Annotated in this window: 18 protein-coding genes; 8 read left to right on the top strand and 10 right to left on the bottom strand. The window is 74.8% G+C overall.

What is annotated here, in order from left to right:
• Window positions 1-24: 24 nt before the first annotated feature.
• Window positions 25-522, bottom strand: a complete 498-nt coding sequence (locus J3P32_RS13040; protein WP_246850115.1) for an acyl-CoA thioesterase — start codon at window positions 520-522, stop codon at window positions 25-27.
• Between the two features lie 25 nt (window positions 523-547).
• Here J3P32_RS13040 and J3P32_RS13035 point away from each other — a divergent pair, with 25 nt between their 5' ends.
• On the top strand, window positions 548-1,756 hold the full coding sequence (locus tag J3P32_RS13035; RefSeq protein ID WP_210440233.1) for an LCP family protein: 1,209 nt from the start codon (window positions 548-550) through the stop codon (window positions 1,754-1,756).
• On the opposite strand, the gene J3P32_RS13030 is transcribed toward J3P32_RS13035, so the two are convergent.
• The 4 genes from J3P32_RS13030 to J3P32_RS13015 all read right to left on the bottom strand — a co-directional run bounded on the left by J3P32_RS13030 (window position 1,753) and on the right by J3P32_RS13015 (window position 5,405).
• Window positions 1,753-2,445 carry a class I SAM-dependent methyltransferase gene (locus J3P32_RS13030; protein WP_210440232.1) on the bottom strand — a complete coding sequence of 231 codons (693 nt, stop codon included), beginning with the start codon at window positions 2,443-2,445 and terminating at the stop codon, window positions 1,753-1,755. The genes J3P32_RS13035 and J3P32_RS13030 overlap by 4 nt on opposite strands.
• The gene (locus tag J3P32_RS13025) at window positions 2,442-3,287 is read right to left on the bottom strand and encodes an ABC transporter ATP-binding protein (protein WP_210440231.1); all 846 of its coding nucleotides are present in this window, start codon (window positions 3,285-3,287) and stop codon (window positions 2,442-2,444) included. Before J3P32_RS13025 ends, J3P32_RS13030 begins: the two co-directional genes overlap by 4 nt.
• A complete protein-coding gene (locus J3P32_RS13020) occupies window positions 3,284-4,273 on the bottom strand; it encodes an ABC transporter substrate-binding protein (RefSeq protein WP_307861687.1) in 990 nt (329 codons plus the stop codon). The genes J3P32_RS13025 and J3P32_RS13020 overlap by 4 nt, the downstream gene beginning before the upstream one ends.
• A gap of 79 nt (window positions 4,274-4,352) precedes the next feature.
• Entirely contained in the window at window positions 4,353-5,405 is a 1,053-nt protein-coding gene (locus J3P32_RS13015) for a FecCD family ABC transporter permease (RefSeq protein ID WP_210440798.1), read from the bottom strand.
• Window positions 5,406-5,783: 378 nt separating this feature from the next.
• Between J3P32_RS13015 and J3P32_RS13010 the strand changes: the two genes are divergently transcribed.
• From J3P32_RS13010 to J3P32_RS12990, 5 genes are all read left to right on the top strand, one after another.
• On the top strand, window positions 5,784-6,479 hold the full coding sequence (locus J3P32_RS13010; RefSeq protein ID WP_210440230.1) for a PadR family transcriptional regulator: 696 nt from the start codon (window positions 5,784-5,786) through the stop codon (window positions 6,477-6,479).
• On the top strand, window positions 6,476-6,901 hold the full coding sequence (locus tag J3P32_RS13005; protein ID WP_210440229.1) for a DUF1707 SHOCT-like domain-containing protein: 426 nt from the start codon (window positions 6,476-6,478) through the stop codon (window positions 6,899-6,901). The genes J3P32_RS13010 and J3P32_RS13005 overlap by 4 nt, the downstream gene beginning before the upstream one ends.
• 59 nt (window positions 6,902-6,960) lie before the next feature.
• On the top strand, window positions 6,961-7,503 hold the full coding sequence (locus J3P32_RS13000) for a hypothetical protein (protein WP_210440228.1): 543 nt from the start codon (window positions 6,961-6,963) through the stop codon (window positions 7,501-7,503).
• 61 nt (window positions 7,504-7,564) lie between these two features.
• The gene (locus J3P32_RS12995; protein ID WP_210440227.1) at window positions 7,565-8,320 is read left to right on the top strand and encodes a YcnI family copper-binding membrane protein; all 756 of its coding nucleotides are present in this window, start codon (window positions 7,565-7,567) and stop codon (window positions 8,318-8,320) included.
• Window positions 8,317-10,008 carry a copper resistance CopC/CopD family protein gene (locus tag J3P32_RS12990; RefSeq protein ID WP_210440226.1) on the top strand — a complete coding sequence of 564 codons (1,692 nt, stop codon included), beginning with the start codon at window positions 8,317-8,319 and terminating at the stop codon, window positions 10,006-10,008. Before J3P32_RS12995 ends, J3P32_RS12990 begins: the two co-directional genes overlap by 4 nt.
• Here J3P32_RS12990 and J3P32_RS12985 read toward each other — a convergent pair.
• Window positions 9,986-10,828: a hypothetical protein gene (locus J3P32_RS12985; protein WP_210440225.1), complete on the bottom strand. Its 843-nt coding sequence runs from the start codon at window positions 10,826-10,828 to the stop codon at window positions 9,986-9,988. The two genes, J3P32_RS12990 and J3P32_RS12985, sit on opposite strands and share 23 nt — an antisense overlap.
• Window positions 10,829-10,894: 66 nt before the next feature.
• A complete protein-coding gene (locus J3P32_RS12980) occupies window positions 10,895-12,067 on the bottom strand; it encodes an acyl-CoA dehydrogenase family protein (protein ID WP_210440224.1) in 1,173 nt (390 codons plus the stop codon).
• Window positions 12,068-12,120: 53 nt separating this feature from the next.
• Between J3P32_RS12980 and J3P32_RS12975 the strand changes: the two genes are divergently transcribed.
• Window positions 12,121-12,570 carry a CoA-binding protein gene (locus tag J3P32_RS12975; protein ID WP_210440223.1) on the top strand — a complete coding sequence of 150 codons (450 nt, stop codon included), beginning with the start codon at window positions 12,121-12,123 and terminating at the stop codon, window positions 12,568-12,570.
• 11 nt (window positions 12,571-12,581) lie between these two features.
• Here J3P32_RS12975 and gdhA read toward each other — a convergent pair whose 3' ends face one another.
• The gene (gene gdhA, locus J3P32_RS12970; protein ID WP_246851098.1) at window positions 12,582-13,931 is read right to left on the bottom strand and encodes an NADP-specific glutamate dehydrogenase; all 1,350 of its coding nucleotides are present in this window, start codon (window positions 13,929-13,931) and stop codon (window positions 12,582-12,584) included.
• 79 nt (window positions 13,932-14,010) lie between these two features.
• Here gdhA and arfB point away from each other — a divergent pair, with 79 nt between their 5' ends.
• Complete coding sequence (arfB, locus tag J3P32_RS12965; RefSeq protein ID WP_210440221.1) at window positions 14,011-14,439, top strand: alternative ribosome rescue aminoacyl-tRNA hydrolase ArfB; 429 nt, start codon at window positions 14,011-14,013, stop codon at window positions 14,437-14,439.
• A 37-nt stretch (window positions 14,440-14,476) separates the two neighbouring features.
• Here arfB and J3P32_RS18535 read toward each other — a convergent pair whose 3' ends face one another.
• Together J3P32_RS18535 and J3P32_RS12955 are read right to left on the bottom strand one after the other, a co-directional pair.
• Window positions 14,477-15,469: a Gfo/Idh/MocA family protein gene (locus tag J3P32_RS18535; RefSeq protein ID WP_307861686.1), complete on the bottom strand. Its 993-nt coding sequence runs from the start codon at window positions 15,467-15,469 to the stop codon at window positions 14,477-14,479.
• Window positions 15,466-16,677 carry a heparan-alpha-glucosaminide N-acetyltransferase domain-containing protein gene (locus tag J3P32_RS12955; RefSeq protein WP_307861718.1) on the bottom strand — a complete coding sequence of 404 codons (1,212 nt, stop codon included), beginning with the start codon at window positions 16,675-16,677 and terminating at the stop codon, window positions 15,466-15,468. Before J3P32_RS12955 ends, J3P32_RS18535 begins: the two co-directional genes overlap by 4 nt.
• Between the last annotated feature and the right edge of the window lie 21 nt (window positions 16,678-16,698).

The raw sequence follows: 16,698 nt of genomic DNA, 5'->3' as shown, positions 1-16,698 counted from the left end.
CGCCGGGACAGCCCCGTCAGCGGCTCAGGCCTCGCGACCCTCGTCGATCTCGGCCTTGCGGGCCAGCCGGTGGGCGCGGCGGATCTCGGCCTCGCGCTGCCGTCGTACGTCGCCGGGCGTCTCGGTCTCCAGGGGCGGCACGGCTCGCGGCTTCCCGTCGTCGTCGATGGCCACGAAGACGAAGTAGGCGCTCGCGACGTGCACCGGCTCGTCGGAGGCGTTGCCCCACGGCTGCGCCTCGACCCGCACGCCGATCTCCATCGAGGAGGTGCCGGCCCAATTGACTTGGGCGTAGGTCTTGATGATGTCGCCCACGTGCACCGGCGCGAGGAAGGTCATCTCGTCCATCGCGGCAGTGACGGCTGGCCCGCCGCTGTGCCGGTGCGCCACGGCCCCGGCGGTGGAGTCGGCCAGCTTCATGATCTCGCCGCCGTGCACGTTGCCGAGGAGGTTGGCCTCGCTGGAGTGCGCCATGATCCCGAGGCTCACCCGGCTGTACGACGTCGGTCGGGCTGCGCTCATGCTGCGCACGGTAGCGTCCCTCCCCATGGCTGATCGTCCGCAGGGCTCCGGGATGCCCGAGAAGGGAACACCCGAGTACGACTGGCTCTACGGGAGCCAGTCGCAGACGCCGCCGAGCGACGCCACGCAGCGCGTGCCGGCGCAGGCGGGCGACCGGGACGCCCGGCCCGACGAGACCCGGGTCATGCCGGTGGCCCGTCGCGAGGCGCGTGGCGGCGGCAGCGGGTCCGGCGGCCGGCCGCCGACGGGCCGCACGCCGGCGGCCGCCCCGCGGCCGAGGCGTCGGTGGCGCCCGCGCCTCCGGCTGGGCTTCGTCCCGCTGCTGCTCCTGCTGCTGCTCGTCTACCTCGTCGGCGTGCCGCTCTACCACTGGACGGCGATCGACAAGGTGGACGCGGCGCCGAGCGGCGACCGGCCGAGCGACCAGCCCGGCACCAACTACCTCATCGTCGGCTCCGACAAGGCCGACGACCTCAGCGACGAGCAGCGCGCGGCGCTGCGGACCGGGGAGCGGGGCGGCACCAACACCGACACGATCATCGTCCTGCACACCGGCTCCGCCGGCCGGACGATGATGTCGATCCCCCGCGACACCCTCACCGAGGTCCCCGGCCAGGGCACCGCGATGATCAACTCCGCGTTCTCGACCGGCGGGCCTCCCCTGCTCGTCGCCAGCGTGGAGCAGCTGACGGGGATCCACATCGACCACTACGTCGAGCTCGGCTTCGGCAGCGTGATCAACACGGTGGACGCCTTCGGCGGCGTGGAGATCTGCCCGAAGCAGGACATGAGGGACCCGATGGCGCGCCTCGACATCGAGAAGGGCTGCCAGGAGGTCGACGGCCTGACCGCGCTGGCGTACTCCCGCTCGCGCCACGTGACCGCGCTCAGCGACCTCGACCGCGTGGCCCGCCAGCGCGAGGTCATCAGCGCGCTCGGCGACGAGGCGCTGTCGCCGTGGACCTTCGTCAACCCGGTGCGCTACTGGCAGATCAACGCCGCCGCGTCGGGCGCCATCCGCGTCGACGAGGAGATGAACCCGCTCGACCTCGGCAGGTTCGCCCTCGCCATGACCGGCGACAGCCAGACCTGCACGATGCCCAACCTGCCCGCCCCGAGCGACCCCAACCGGCTCGTCGCCGACCCCGACCGGGCCCCGGCGCTGTTCGACGCGATCATCGAGGACTCGACGGTGCCGAAGCGCGCCTGCACCCCGACGGGGCGCGCCCGCTAGCCCCGGCGACCGACGAGCAGGTGCTGCAGCCGCACCTCGTGCCCGGGCGCGACGCCGTGCGCGCGGTCGAGCTCGAGCACGTCGTGCAGCGGCGTGATCGTGACGTCGACGAGTCCGCCGCGGACCATCGCGTCGCGCACCTCGTCGATGCTGCCGGCATCGGCCAGGGGGAGGTGCCCCTCGGGCCGCTCACCGTAGAGGTCCCCCAGGCCGTCGGTGAACCACGTGCTGTCCGCCATGGCCACCACGCCGCCGGGCCGCAGCAGTCGTCGCCAGCTCGCCACCGCCCGCTCCGGGTCGCGCAGCGTCCACATCACGTAGCGACCCACGACGGCGTCGAACGACGAGGCGGGCAGCTCGGGATCGACGGCGTCGCCGGGCAGGAAGCGCGGCGGGGCCGGGTCCCCCGCCGCGTGGCGGGTGGCGATCTCGAGCATGCCCGCGGACAGGTCGATCCCGGTCACGCGGTGCCCGAGCCCGGCGAGCAGCCTGGCCACGTGGCCGCTCCCCGTGCCCACGTCGAGCACGTCCGCCGGGGCCGGGGGCAGCACCGACGACCAGACCCGAGCCCACACGCGGTGATCGAGGTCGCGCCGCTCGGGTCGCTGCTGGTAGGCGTCGTACGCCGGCGCGCGCTCGGTCCAGTAGTCGTTGATCGAGTCCTGCAGGCGGGTGTCGGCGTGGCTCATGCGGTGCGGTGCTCCTCGGGACGGCAGTGCGGGCTGGGGTGGTCACGCAGGTCGCGTCGCTGGTGCGACCCGGCGGGGAGCGGGTCGAGGAGCAGGTGCAGTCGGCCGCCGGCGCGGACCCGCTCGATGCCGATGCCGTAGACCGGCTCCAGCACCTCCGGCGTCATCACGTCCGCCACCGGGCCGGTCGCCGCGATCCCGCCGTCGCCGAGCAGGACGACGTCGTCGCAGTAGCGGATCGCGAGGTTCAGGTCGTGCAGCACGACGACCACCGTCCGGTGCAGGTCGTGGGCGAGGTCGGCGACCAGGCCGAGGACCTCGTGCTGGTAGCGGATGTCGAGGTGGTTGGTCGGCTCGTCGGGCAGCAGGTGCGTCGCCTCCTGCGTGAGCGCACGCGCGATGAGCACCCGCTGCCGCTCCCCGCCCGAGAGGCTCGCGAAGGCCCTGCCCGCCAGGTGGGCGCCACCCACCCGCGCGAGTGCCTCGGCGGCTGCGTGGTGGTCGGCCCGGCCGACGCGCTGGAAGGACGAGAGGTGCGGCGTGCGGCCCAGGAGGACCGTCTCGGCGACCGTCAGGGCGCTGTCCGCACCGGACTCCTGGACGACCACGGCCACCCGCCGCGCCGCCTCGCGCGCCGGGAGCAGCGTGAGCGGCTCGCCGTCGACCGTCACCGAGCCCGTCGGGCTGGTGAGCGCGCCGTGCAGCAGGCGGAGCAGGGTGGTCTTGCCGCTCCCGTTCGGACCGATCAGCCCGAGCACCCGCCCGTGCGGTGCGGACAGCGAGACCGACTCGAGCACGCGGGCCGACCCGTAGGCCCACGAGACGTCCCGGACGGCGATCACGAGCCCGCTCCGAACCTGTCGACGATCCGCTCGAGGCCCTCGACGACGAGCGGGCTGGGCGGCTCGGTCAAGTTGAAGAGCTGCGTCATCACGTCCCTGTTGCGCACCGCCGTCAGCCGCTCCGCGCCGGGCAGGCCGGTGAGCGCCTGCGCGACCGGTGCGGGGTCCCCCTCGCTGTGCAGGAGGACCAGCACGTCGGGGTCACGGCCCAGGAGCTCCTCCAGCGTCACCTCGAAGACCCGCTCGTCGACGTCGCCGAAGGCGTTGCGCAGACCCGCCGCCTCGAGCTGCGGGTGCGCCATGCTGCGGGTGCCGTAGGCGTAGGTGGTGCCTCCTCCGACGGTCGGGTAGAGCACGGCCGCGGTGCGACCGGAGCCGCCGCCGACCCGCTCCGCGATGTCCGCGAGGTCGGCGTCGAGCCGGGCGATCGCGTCGCGTGCCCGGGCCTCGCGGCCGAAGACCCGGCCGTAGGCCTCGAGCTGGTCGCGCACGTCGCCGAACCCCGGCTCCGCCCCGCCGGCCTCGCAGAGGGCCGGTTCCTCGACGAGCGGGATGCCGACGGCGCTGAGGCTCTCCCGCGAGAGGTTGTCGACCTGCCCGAGGACGAGGTCGGGCTCCTGGCTGATCACGACCTCCCGGGAGATCTGCAGGTGGCCGCTGCTGTCGAGCTCGTCGGTCAGCAGCGGGATCGCGTCGAGCCCGGCGATGACCTCCTCGTCGTAGTACTCCTCGGGGTACTGCCCGGTGCGGGCCACCACCCGGTCCAGCACGCCCAGCTCGTGCAGGAAGGGCACGGCGGCGCTCTTCAGCAGCACCAGGCGCTCGGGCGCCCGCTCGAAGGTGACGTCCGCGCCGCAGTTCGCGACCGTGACGGGGTACGACCCGCTGGCGGCCCGCGCGGGATCCTCGCTCGCGGCGCCGGTGCCGCAGGCGGCCAGGGCAGCCGCCAGGCACACCGCGGCGACGAGTCGGGACGGGGTCGGCACGGGCACGGGTCTCCTCAGGCTCAGGTGGACTCGGGTGGGCTCAGGTGGGTGCGGATGGGTGCGGGCGTGGGGTCGGGAGTCACGCGTGGGCGGCGTGCAGGCGGCTGATGAGCACGAGCAGGAAGGGCGCGCCGAGGAGCGAGGTGACGATCCCGATGGGCACCTCCTGCGGCGCGAAGAGCGTGCGGGCCACGACGTCCGCCCAGACGAGGAGGATGGCGCCCATCAGTGCGGCCACGACCACCACCCGCACGTGCGTCCCGCCGACGGCCCGGCGGGCGAGGTGGGGCGCGACGAGCCCGACGAACCCGATGCTGCCGGCGGCGGCGACGACCGCCCCGACGCACAGCGCAACGACGAGGAGCAGCTGCAGTCGGAGCCGCTCGGGACGCACCCCGAGGGTGTGGGCGGTCTCGTCCCCCACCGCGAGCGCGTCGAGCCTGCGCCCCCACACGGTGAGCAGCGCCGTGGCGCCGACGACCACGGCGCCGACGACGGCCAGCGGCAGTCCCCACGTCGCCAGGCCGAGCGAGCCGAGCAGCCAGAACATCACCGACCGCGCGCCCTCGGCGGACCCCGACGCGAAGATGAGGAAGCTGGTCAGGGCGTAGAGCGCGTAGCCGACCGCCACGCCGGCGAGCAGCAGCCGCACGGACGTCACGCGTCCGGCGCTCCGCGCCACGACCAGCACGAGCAGGGAGGCGGCCAGTGCGCCGAGGAAGGCGGTCACCTGCAGCGCGTGCTCGACGACGCCCGCGCCGAGGCCGAAGAGGATCGCGGCCGCCGCGCCGCTGGAGGCGCCGGAGTTGACGCCGAGGAGGTAGGGGTCGGCCAGCACGTTGCGCACCATGGCCTGCAGTGCGACGCCGCAGACGGCCAGGCCCGCGCCGACGAGCACCCCGAGCAGGACCCGCGGGAGACGCACCTGCCACACGATCGCGTCGACCGGAGCGCTCCACGAGGGCTCCGCCGGCCAGCCGGTCAGGTGGTGGGCGACGACCCGGAGGACCGTCCCGGCAGGCACGGGGACGGCGCCGGTGGCGACAGCCACGACGACCGTTGCGAGCAGTCCTGCCGCCAGCGCGACCAGCCAGGCGGTCGTGCGACGGCGCGCCGCGCGGAGGCCGAGCACGTCGTCGGCACCCGCACGCTCGTCGGACGCCGGAGCGCGTACGGCGGTGTCGACGGGCACGGTCCTCCTTGTTGCAAGTTGTTTGCAACAGCGAACCTAGTGCATCGCGGTGTTCCTGCCCGACCCGGTCCCGGGTTGCGGGCGCAGCTCCCCGGGCTCGTGGATCGACGACGGGGGCCTTGTCCCCACCGCCGGCCGGGCGTACGCTAGCGATATATCGCGATACGTCACCGATAGGCCAGGCCGCTGGCCGGCATCGGCCGCCGGTACGTCCGCCGACACCCACCTGCACTCCGACCGACACCCGACCGACACCCGACCGACACCCCGACCGACACCCCGACCGACACCCCGACCGACACCCGATGGAGCACCGACATGGGACACCACTGGCCCGGCGCCGACTGGCCCGAGAGCAACGACCGCGGCGACGACCACCGGCGCCCGAGCGCCAACGACTGGAGCAGCTGGGGACAGGCCTTCAGTGGCGGTCGTGGGCGCCGACCGAGCGGCCCACCGCCGTGGCTCGGCGAGATCTTCGGCTTCACGAGCGCCCCGCAGCGCCCGCAGCAGCGCGGCCCGCGGGTCCGCCGCGGCGACGTCCGCACGGCGATCGTCGACGTGCTGCACCGCGCCCGCAAGGCCGACGAGCCGATCAACGGCTACCAGGTCATCCAGGAGATCGCCGAGCTCAGCAACGGCGAGTGGCGCCCCTCCCCCGGCTCGGTCTACCCGACCATCCAGCAGCTGCAGGACGAGGGGCTGGTGGAGTCCGACGACGCGCGGGGGCGCCGCACGATCCGGCTCACCGACGCCGGCGCCGCCTGGGCCGAGGACAACGCCGCCGACCTCGCAGCGGTCTGGGCCCCGTTCGCCCGCACCGAGCAGGCGGTCGCGGACCAGCCGTCCGGGCACGCCGACATCAAGAGCGAGATCGGCCAGGTCGTCAGCGCGGTGTGGCAGCTGGTCACCCAGGGCTCGGAGCAGCAGCGCCGGGCCGCCCTCGACGTGCTCGTCGACACCCGCCGTCGTCTCTACGGCATCCTCGCGGACGGACGGGACGGCGAGCGATGACCGCCCCCGACCCGCGCCTGCGCATCGCCGACAGCGACCGCGAGCGGGCGATGGCGGACCTCGCGATGCACTACGCCGACGGCCGCCTCGACCACGAGGAGTACGACGAGCGGCTCGACGCCATCTGGACGGCGCGGACCCGGGCCGACCTGGCCGTGCTCTTCAGCGACCTCCCCCGGCTCGAGGCACCGCAGCCGGCGAGGACGGTGGCGCGGTCGCAGCACCCGGCGGGGAGCCGCTCCCGGGTCCCGCTCCTCCCGGTCCTGGCGCTGCTGTTGGCGCTGAGCATCCTGCTGGGCGCCCCGCTGTGGCTGCTGGTGTTCCCCCTCATGTTCTTCACCGGTCGCCGCCGGGGCATGGGCTGTGCTCCGCCCCACGGACACGCCGACTACCGGCGGCCACGCCGCTCGCACGGCTGGTAGACCCGGGCCCGGCTGGAGCGCGACGGGGCCGTGCGGCCCCGTCTGCGAGCATGTCCCTCGTGAGGTCGACGCGAGTGGTGAAGGCGCGTGCGCCGCACGCCCTCGCGCGGGCCGCGGCCGCCACCGCCGTGACCGTGACGAGCGCCGCCTCCGCCCACACCTGGGCCGGCGGCGACGTGCCGACCGGCCCGGGGCTCTCGCTGGTCGCGGCGGTCGTGCTCGCGAGCAGCCTCCTGGTGTTCTGCCGGGACGTGCCGGGGTGGGCGCTGCTGCCGGTCGTGGCGATCGCCCAGCTCGGCGTGCACGAGTCGTTCGGCCTGGTCGCCCACCACCACCCGCCGGCGCCGGCGGCTCCTCCCGGCGACGCCGGCTGGACCTGGCAGATGGGCCTGGCCCACCTCGTCGTCACGCTGGTCACCGCCGTCCTGTGGTGGGCGGGCCGGCGCGCCGCGTCGTACGCCGTCTCCCTGGGCGAGCACCCGACCCTGCTCGTGGCGAGCTGGCTGCCGCGACCGCCGGCCGGCGCGCCCGCACGCCCGTCCCTCGTCCACCTCCTCGTCTCCCCGCGGCGCGGGCCACCCCTAGCGGTCCCGTCCGCCTGAGCCCGCCACGGGCTCGGGTGGCTCCAGCGACCTCAGACCCGCACCACGCCCCAGGAGAGACATGTCCATCCGCACGATCGCGCGCCTCGGCGCGCTCCCGGCCGCCACCGCGGCCATCGCCCTCTCGCTCGCCGCGCCCGCCGGCGCGCACGTCAGCGCAACCGTCTCCGACGCCTCGGCCGGCGCTTACACGATCGCCACCTTCAGCGTCCCGCACGGCTGCGAGGGCTCGCCCACCACGAAGGTCGAGATCCAGGTCCCCGAGTCGGTGCTGTCGGTGACCCCGACCCGCAACCCGTTCTACGACGTCGAGACCACCACCGCGCAGCTCGACGAGCCGGTGGCCGACGGCCACGGCAACGAGGTCACGGAACGCACCGCGTCGGTCGTCTACACCGCCACGACCCCGCTCCCCGACGGCCAGCGCGACACCTTCGAGCTGTCCTTCCAGGTCCCCGACGCCGCGGGCGAGACGCTCGCCTGGCCGACGATCCAGACCTGCCGGGAGGGCGAGACCGGCTGGACGCAGGTCCCGGCCGACGGGCAGGACGAGGACGAGCTCGAGGCCCCGGCCCCGTCGTTCGAGGTGCTGCCGGCGGCCGAGGGGACCGGCCACGACGACGCCACGGCCGGGACCGCGGACGACACCACGGCCGAGGCCGACGACGCAGCCGAAGCCGCAGGTGCGGCCGGGAGCGCGGACGCGGCCGCCGACGACGAGGACGGCACCTCGGCCCTCGGGTGGGCCGGCCTGGTCGCGGGCCTGGCGGGGCTCGCCGCGGGCGGACTCGCCCTGGCCCGCACGCGCAGGTCGTGACCGCGGCGGCGCGCCCGGCGCGGCGGCACCGGAACCCCTCCACCGGACGGGCCTCGGTCGCCGCCGCGCTGGTCGCGCTCGCGCTCGTGTTCCTCGGGGCGACGCCCGCCTCCGCGCACGCGGAGCTCATCGAGACCGACCCCGCCGAGGGCGCCGTCGTGCAGACGGCGCCCGAGACGGTCACGCTGACCTTCAACGAGCCGGTGCGGCTCACCGCCCAGGAGATCGCGGTCTACGACGCCGCGGGCGGCGCCGTGCCGTCGACCGCCACGGCCGGCGGCACGGAGGTCAGGGTCGGGCTCACGGGGGCGGCGGACCTGGCGGACGGCACGTACGTCGTGTCGTGGAACGTCCTCTCCGGCGACGGCCACCCGATCTCGGGGGCGCTGACCTTCTCCGTCGGCGCCCCGAGCGCGTCGGTCACCCCGCCGCCCGAGGCACAGGCCTCCCCCGGCAGCGTCACGGTGCTGCGTGACGCGCTCACCGTGACGTCCCTCGTCGGCCTGCTCCTCGCCGCTGGGCTCGCGCTCTTCACCGCGCTGGTCCTGCCACGCTCGTGGGCCGGTCCCGACGTCCGGACCCGGCTCCGCCTCTGGACGAGGTACGCCGCCCTGGCCGGGGTGACGGGCGCGGTCCTCCTGGTGCCGGTGGCGTCGGTCTACGCCCAGGGCCTCGACCTCCACAGCTCGCCGAGCGCCGTGGACCTGGGTCTCGTCGCGAACGACGTCCTGGCCGCGGCCCTCCTCGCGGCGGGGCTCGGCCTCGTCGCCTGGGCCGCCTCGGCCGCGCCGCCGGACCGCACCCGGGGGCGGCTCCTCGTCGCCGGGGCCGTCGTGGCTCTCGCAGGGCCGGCGCTGGTCGGCCACAGCCGGGCCTTCACCCCGTCGCCGCTGCTGGTCGCGGCCGACGTCCTGCACGTCGCCGCGGGGGCCGTCTGGCTCGGTGGCCTCGTCGGCCTGGTGCTGACGCTGCGTGCCCTGTCGGGCCGCGAGGTGCTCGCCGCGCAGACCCTGGCGCGCTTCTCCACGCTGGCCGGGGGCGTGCTCCTCGCGGTCGCCGCGACGGGCACGTTCCTCGGCTGGCGGATCCTGGGCTCGCTGACCGGACTCGTGGAGACGCGCTACGGCTGGCTGCTGCTCGCCAAGGTCGGGATCGCGCTGCTGGTCGCCGGCCTCGGCGGGTGGAACCGCTGGCGCACCCTCCCCGCGGTCCGCCGGGCGACGGGCTTCGGCGACCGCGAGGCCGCCGCCGCCGCGGTCACCCGGACGGTGCGCGTCGAGGCCGTGCTCCTCGTCGCCCTCCTCGGCGTGACGGGCGTCCTGGTCAACCAGTCCCCCCGTCCCGCTCCCGTGCAGGCGGAGTCCGGTGCCACCGGCGTGGGCACGGCCTCCCTGGGCGACCTGCGGGTGCTCGCGGTCATGGACCCGAGGCGCACCGGCAGCAACGCGCTGCTCGTGCAGGTGCAGGACGCGGCCGGGGAGCCGTACGACCCGCCCGCCACTCCGGTCGTCGAGCTGCGCACCGAGGGGCTCGACATCGGCGCTGTCGCGGTCACGCCCATCGCCGCGGGCACCTACCGGGGCGAGGTCGTGGTCCCGCGCGCCGGCGTGTGGGAGGTGCAGGTCGGGGTCGAGCTGAGCCGGTTCGAGAACCCCGTGACGACCGTCAGGCTGACCGTGCGACCGTGAGCTCCACCGGCACGGTGTGCAGGAAGCCGTCGACCCGCACCTGCGCGAAGAGGCGGTAGTCGCCGGGGTCGGGGATCTCGGCGTGGAAGGTCAGCTCGGAGCCGTCCTCGGTCACGTCCGGCGCGCCGAGCGGGTGCAGGTGCACCATCGCCCCTGTCTCGCGGTGGAAGCCGGTGACGTGCGCGTAGGCGCCCAGGTACGTGCCGAGCTCGACCGGCCGTCCGGCGGCGTCGCGCACGACGAGACCCAGCTCGCCGTCGAGCCCGGCGGTCGGCGCCTCGGAGACGGTCACCGACACGGCCCGGTCCTCGGCCGCGGTGTCGCCGGGATCGCCCGGGGGCATGGCGATCGGCCGGCCCAGGACGACGTGGTCGCCGTTGCCGCCCTCGTCCACCGCGACGAACTCGGCCACCACGCGGTAGGCGCCGGCGTCGGGGACGTCGAAGGGCGCGGACCACGTGCCGTCCGCGTCGCGGGTGGGGTGCAGGTGACGGAACACGGTGAGCTCGTCGTTGACGAGGTAGAGGTGCAGCTCCTTGGTGAGCTCCTCGACGTAGTCGGTGACCGGCTCGCCCTCGGAGTCGTGGATGCGGAAGCGCACCTCGCCGGTGCCCCCGGGCTGTTGCCGGACCTGCAGGCCCGCGAGTGAGTAGCCGACCTCGCTGACGCGGGTCCCGTCGCCGACAGGGAGGGACGTGTGGCCCTGCCCCGGCGCGTGCGTGTGGCCGGCCTCGACCCGGCCGTCGTCGCCTCCGCTGCAACCGGCCAGCACGACGGCGCCCAGGGTCAGCGGGACGGCGTACCGGAGGAGGCGTGTCACGCGCCCAGTATGCCGACGCGGCGGTGGTGAGGATCGGCCGGTCGACCCGTCACCCGGCGGGCCCTCTCAGAGCTCGGACTGCACGCCCGCCAGCAGCTGGCGGGCCATCACGATGCGCTGGACCTGGTTGGTGCCCTCGTAGATCTGGGTGATCTTGGCGTCGCGCATCATCCGCTCCACGGGGTAGTCGCGGGTGTAGCCGTAGCCGCCGAGCACCTGCACGGCGTTGACGGTGACCTCCATCGCGACGTCGGAGGCGAAGCACTTGGCCGCGGCCCCGAAGAACGTGAGGTCGTCGTCGCCGCGCTCGGAGCGGCCGGCGGCGGCGTAGGTCATCTGCCGCGCGGCCTCCACCTTCATGCCCATGTCGGCGAGCATGAACTGCAGGCCCTGGAAGTCGGCGATCGGCCTGCCGAACTGCTGGCGCTCCCTGGCGTAGCCCAGCGCGTGGTCGAGCGCTCCCTGCGCGACACCGACGGCCTGGGCGGCGATCGTGACCCGGGTGTGGTCGAGGGTCCTCATGGCCGTGGCGAAGCCCGTCCCCTCCTCCCCGATCATCCGGTCCGCGGGGACGCGGACCCTGTCGAGGTAGACCTCGCGGGTCGGGGACCCCTTGATGCCGAGCTTCTTCTCCGGCGCGCCGAAGGACACGCCCGGGTCCGACTTCTCCACGACGAAGGCGGAGATGCCGCCGCGGGTCTTCTTCTCGGCGTCGGTGACCGCCATGACGGTGTAGAACTCCGACTCGCCGGCGTTGGTGATCCAGCGCTTCACGCCGTCGATGACCCACTCGTCGCCGTCGCGCACGGCCCGGGTCCTCATCCCGCCGGCGTCGGAGCCGGCCTCGGGCTCGGAGAGGCAGTAGGAGAACCCGCCCTCGCCGCGAGCGAGCGCTCCCAGGTAGCGCTTCTTGAGCTCCTCGGAGCCCGCGATCTGCACCGGCAGCGAGCCGAGCTTGTTGACGGCGGGGATCAGCGAGGACGAGACGCACGCGCGCGCGACCTCCTCGATCACCAGCACCGTGGCGAGCGCGTCGGCACCGGCGCCGCCGTACTCCTCCGGCACGTGGGGTGCGTGGAAGTCGGAGGCCAGCAGCGCCTCGGCCGCCTCGTGCGGGTAGCGCGCCTCCTCGTCGACCGCCGCGGCGTACGGCGCGATCTTGGCGTCGGCGACCGCGCGGACGGCCTCCCGGATGGCCTGGTGCTCCTCGGAGAGGGCGTACAACGGGAACTCGCTCATGGCCGAATTGTAGGACGTCCATGCTTTCTGGAGCAGCCGTCTACGGTGTGGTCATGACCACGTCGAGCGCCGCGCGCCATCGCTGGCAGGATCCCGAGACCGTCGACCGGATGCTCGACGAGGCCGCCACCTGGGCGGTGGTCGGCCTGTCGGGCGACCCGTCGCGCACGGCGTACTCCATCGCCGCCCTGCTCCAGCAGCGCGGCAAGCGGATCGTCCCGGTGCACCCGCAGTTCGCCGACCCCGGTGCCGAGCCGGTGCTCGGGGAGCAGGGCTACGCCACCCTCGCCGACGTGCCGTTCCCCGTCGACGTCGTCGACGTCTTCCGGCGCTCCTCGGCTGCCGGCGAGTTCGCCGACGAGGCGGTCCGCATCGGCGCCGGCGGCGTGTGGTTCCAGCTCGGCGTGGTCGACGAGGCGGCGTTCGAGCGCACGGTGGCCGCCGGCGTCCCGATGGTGATGGACACCTGCCCCGCGATCGAGTGGCGCAGACGGGGCCGGTGACCGGGGGCGCCTCAGACGACGCCCATCGCGAGCATGGCGTCCGCGACCCGGAGGAAGCCGGACACGTTCGCGCCGAGCACGTAGTCACCGGGCCGTCCGTAGTCGTCGGCGGCCTCGGCGCACCGCGCGTGGATGCCGGCCATGATCTCGGCCAGCCGGGACTCGGCGTGCTCGTGGGTCCAGGAGTCGCGCGAGGCGTTCTGCTGCATCTCCAGCGCGCTGGTCGCGACGCCGCCGGCGTTGGCCGCCTTGCCCGGGGCGAAGAGCACCCCCGCGTCCACGAAGACCGCCACGCCGGCGGGCGTCGTCGGCATGTTGGCGCCCTCGGCCACCACCGTGCATCCCTGCTCCACGAGGGTCCGGGCCGCGGACTCGTCGAGCTCGTTCTCGGTGGCGCACGGCAGCGCCACGTCGCACGGCACGTCCCAGATCGAGCCGCCCGCGACGTACGACGCCGCGGGACGGCGCTCGGCGTACTCGCTGATCCGCGCGCGCTCGACCTCCTTGAGCTGCTTGAGGAGCTCGAGGTCGACACCCGTCTCGTCCACGACGTAGCCGGCCGAGTCCGAGACCGCCACGACGGTCCCGCCGAGGGCGTGCACCTTCTCCACCGCGTAGATCGCCACGTTGCCCGATCCCGAGACCACGACCCGCTTGCCGTCGAGCGACTCGCCACGCTCGCGCAGCATCTCCTGCACGAAGAACGCGGTGCCGTAGCCCGTGGCCTCCTTGCGCACCGCCGATCCGCCCCAGCCGGTCCCCTTGCCCGTGAGCACCCCGGACTCGTAGCGGTTCGTGATCCGCTTGTACTGCCCGAACAGGTAGCCGATCTCCCGGCCCCCAACGCCGATGTCACCGGCCGGGACGTCGGTGTACTCGCCGATGTGGCGGTAGAGCTCGGTCATGAAGGACTGGCAGAAGCGCATCACCTCGGCGTCGGAGCGGCCCTTGGGGTCGAAGTCCGAGCCGCCCTTGCCCCCGCCGATCGGCATGCCGGTGAGCGCGTTCTTGAAGACCTGCTCGAAGCCGAGGAACTTCACGATGCCGAGGTAGACGCTGGGGTGGAAGCGCAGGCCGCCCTTGTAGGGACCGAGCGCGGAGTTGAACTCCACGCGGAAGCCCCGGTTGATCTCCACCCGGCCGGAGTCGTCGACCCACGGGACGCGGAAGATGATCTGCCGCTCGGGCTCGCAGATGCGCTCGATCACCCGCGCGTCGGCGTACTCCGGGTGTCGCGCGACGACCGGGCCGAGGCTGTCGAGCACCTCGCGCACGGCCTGGTGGAACTCGTCCTCGCCCGGGTTGCGGCGCACGACGAGGTCGTAGATCGAGTGCAGTCGGGAGTCGTCAACGGTCACCAGCGAACCCTAGGCAGACCGTCGCGGGCCTCGACACCCCCGTCCGGACCTCGGGCTCGGCCGAGCACGGTTGAATGGACGGATGCGTGACCTCCACGTCCCGCCGGGCCCGGGACTGCCGGAGGGCCTCGTCGTGCCGGCGGCCGAGCTGGTCGAGCGGTTCTCCCGCTCGCCCGGCCCCGGCGGCCAGTCGGTCAACACCACCGACAGCCGCGTCGAGCTGGAGTACGACGTCCGGTCGGCGAGCAGCCTCACGCCGGCGCAGCGGGCGCGCGCCCTGCGCCGGTGGCCCGGCGGGGTGGTCGCGGTCGCCGCCTCGGAGCACCGCTCCCAGCACCGCAACCGCGTCGCGGCGCGGGAGCGGCTCGCCGGCCTGCTGCGCGACGCCCTCGCGCCGCCACCGCCGCCGCGGCGCCCCACCAGGCCGAGCCGGGGCGCGAAGGAGCGGCGGCTGCGGGAGAAGAAGCTGCGCAGCCGCACCAAGTCGCTGCGCGGCCGCGTCGCCGAGTGAGGGACGAGGCGGTCCACGACCGCCTCGCCCGCCGACCTCAGGCGGAGACGCCCGCCACGGCGCCCTCGACCGGCGCGACGCCGCCGAGCTGCGCCAGGGCCTCGTCCATCACCCGCTGCACGGCGAGCGTGTCGTCGAGGGGCACCACCGGGCTCTCCAGGAGCCCGTCGCACAGGCACTCCTGGACGTGGCGGATCTCGTGGGCGTAGCCGCGTCCGGTGCGAGGGACGACCAGCTCCTCGGCGGCCTGACCGGCGCGGCGCACGACGAGCCGGTCGGGGTGGTGGAACGGCGGGCCGATCTCGATCGAGCCGTTCGTCCCGACCAGGACCGCGTGGCACGCGGTCTGCGCGGTGAGCGACGTGGCGAGCGTGGCACCGCGGCCGTCGTCGTAGGCCAGCGAGATCGAGGCGGTCGCGTCGGCGCCGTTGGGGAACAGCGTGCCGGTGGCCCGCACCCGGTCCGGGGCGCCGAGGAAGTGCTGGGCCAGCGAGATCACGTAGACGCCCAGGTCGAGCACCGCTCCGCCGCCGAGGGCGGGGTCGAAGAGCCGGTGGCCGGGCTCGTAGGGGCGGTGGGCGCCGAGGTCGGCGTGCACGGCGACGACCTCGCCGATCTCACCGGCGGCGACGAGCGCGCGGGCGCGGAGGACGGCCGGGAGCAGGCGGGTCCACATCGCCTCCATGCAGAAGACCGCCGACGCGCGGGCGGCCGCCACGACCTGCTCCGCGCCGGCCAGCGTCACGGTGAACGACTTCTCCACGAGCACCGGGATGCCGTTGCCGATCGCTGCCAGGGCGATGTCGCGGTGCTGCGCGTGCGGGGTGGCCACGTAGAGCACGTCGAGGTCGGCGGCGACGAGCTCACCGTTGGTCATGCCGGTGGCGCCCCAGCGGTCGGCGAGCTGCCCCGCCCGCGCCCGGCTGCGGCTGCCGATGGCGACCACCTCCGCGGAGGGGACGTGCTCGAAGTCGGCGAGGAAGGCCTCCGCCATGCCGCCGGTGCCCGCGATGCCCCATCGAGTCGTCACGCTCCGACCCTAGGCCCGCCGGGCCCCTCGCCGCCGGACCGCTCGCCGTCGGGGCGCTCGCCGTCCGGGCGCCGCGCGGCCGCCCGACCGGCGGCGAGCCGGGAGACCGCCCCGACAGCGCCCTCCAGCGGTCCGCGGCGGCCCAGGCCGCTCACCACCAGGCCGAGACCGAGGATGAGCAGCACGTGGAAGAGGTAGCTGTCGCGCAGGTCGTCGGGGAGCACGTCGGGCGCGCGGGCCGCGACGTGGACGGCGTAGAGGGTGAGGGTCATCGTCCCGGCACCGAAGAACAGGGCCGTGCTGCGCCGGGCGAGCGGTCCGAGCGACTCCACGACCACCGAGACGGTGCCGATGACGAGGAACGCCGCGCCGATGGTCTGCGCCAGGTCGAACGGGGTGGCGGAGTGCGGGGCCACGACCAGCAGCCACTCCCACGCCCCGCCTGCCGGCGTCGTGCCGTACAGGCCCTCGCCGATGCGGTCCAGGAGGGCCCCGGCGCCGTCGTCGCGCGCCGGCGGGTCCGTCATCAGCGCCTCCCGCACCGCCGGTCGCGCGGTGGACCACCGCGACGCCGCGGTGGCCAGCACGGCGAGGGCCGCGCCCCCGACGGCGAGCACGGCGGCCAGCCGGCGCGAGGAGAGGTCCAGGCGGCCGATCGCCATGCCGGCCAGGACGTAGGCGAGCCACGGCACCGCCGGGTAGTAGCCGGTGAAGGTGAGCTCGGCGAGCAACCCGGCGGGGTCGTCGACGACCTGCTCCGGTGAGGGGCTGTCGAACCCGCGCCCCGGCAGGTGCGGCCGCACGAGGTGCGACACCACCGGCGCCACGACCGCCCAGCCGGCGGCGAGGGCGGCGAGGAGTGGGGCGCTGAGGCCGAGGAACGGCAGCGCCAGCACGAAGAGCACGCCGTAGTAGGTGAGGATCACGGCGATCCCCGAGTCGAGGCCGGCGAGCAGCAGCCCGACCCCGGCGACCAGCACGGCCCGCACCGCCAGCGCCACGGTGGCCTCGGCGCGCGCGTTCCCGCTGAGCGGCCGTCCCCGGCCCGTCACCAGGGCGATGCTGACGCCGGCGAGGACGGCGAAGAGGGCCGACGCGCGCCCGCCCGCCAGCCACTGCGCGACGGACAGGGAGCCGTCGGCGTCCCGGGGCTCCAGGACGTGCGTGGCCGCCATGCCCAGCAGGGCCAGGCACCGCGCCACGTCGATCCCGACGAGGCGGTCCGGCGC

The organism is Nocardioides xinjiangensis, assembly GCF_017916385.1.
Lineage (GTDB): Bacteria > Actinomycetota > Actinomycetes > Propionibacteriales > Nocardioidaceae > Nocardioides > Nocardioides xinjiangensis.
Note: the sequence above shows the minus strand (reverse complement) of the source record. Positions and strands in the feature narration are given on the sequence as shown.

Excerpts from the sequence above, each read along its gene's own strand:
- J3P32_RS13040 (WP_246850115.1), bottom strand. The coding sequence starts at position 522 with ATGAGCGCAGCCCGACCGACGTCGTACAGCCGGGTGAGCCTCGGGATC.
- J3P32_RS13035 (WP_210440233.1), top strand. The coding sequence starts at position 548 with ATGGCTGATCGTCCGCAGGGCTCCGGGATGCCCGAGAAGGGAACACCC.
- J3P32_RS13030 (WP_210440232.1), bottom strand. The coding sequence starts at position 2,445 with ATGAGCCACGCCGACACCCGCCTGCAGGACTCGATCAACGACTACTGG.
- J3P32_RS13010 (WP_210440230.1), top strand. The coding sequence starts at position 5,784 with ATGGGACACCACTGGCCCGGCGCCGACTGGCCCGAGAGCAACGACCGC.
- J3P32_RS13005 (WP_210440229.1), top strand. The coding sequence starts at position 6,476 with ATGACCGCCCCCGACCCGCGCCTGCGCATCGCCGACAGCGACCGCGAG.
- J3P32_RS12995 (WP_210440227.1), top strand. The coding sequence starts at position 7,565 with ATGTCCATCCGCACGATCGCGCGCCTCGGCGCGCTCCCGGCCGCCACC.
- J3P32_RS12980 (WP_210440224.1), bottom strand. The coding sequence starts at position 12,067 with ATGAGCGAGTTCCCGTTGTACGCCCTCTCCGAGGAGCACCAGGCCATC.
- J3P32_RS12975 (WP_210440223.1), top strand. The coding sequence starts at position 12,121 with ATGACCACGTCGAGCGCCGCGCGCCATCGCTGGCAGGATCCCGAGACC.
- arfB (WP_210440221.1), top strand. The coding sequence starts at position 14,011 with ATGCGTGACCTCCACGTCCCGCCGGGCCCGGGACTGCCGGAGGGCCTC.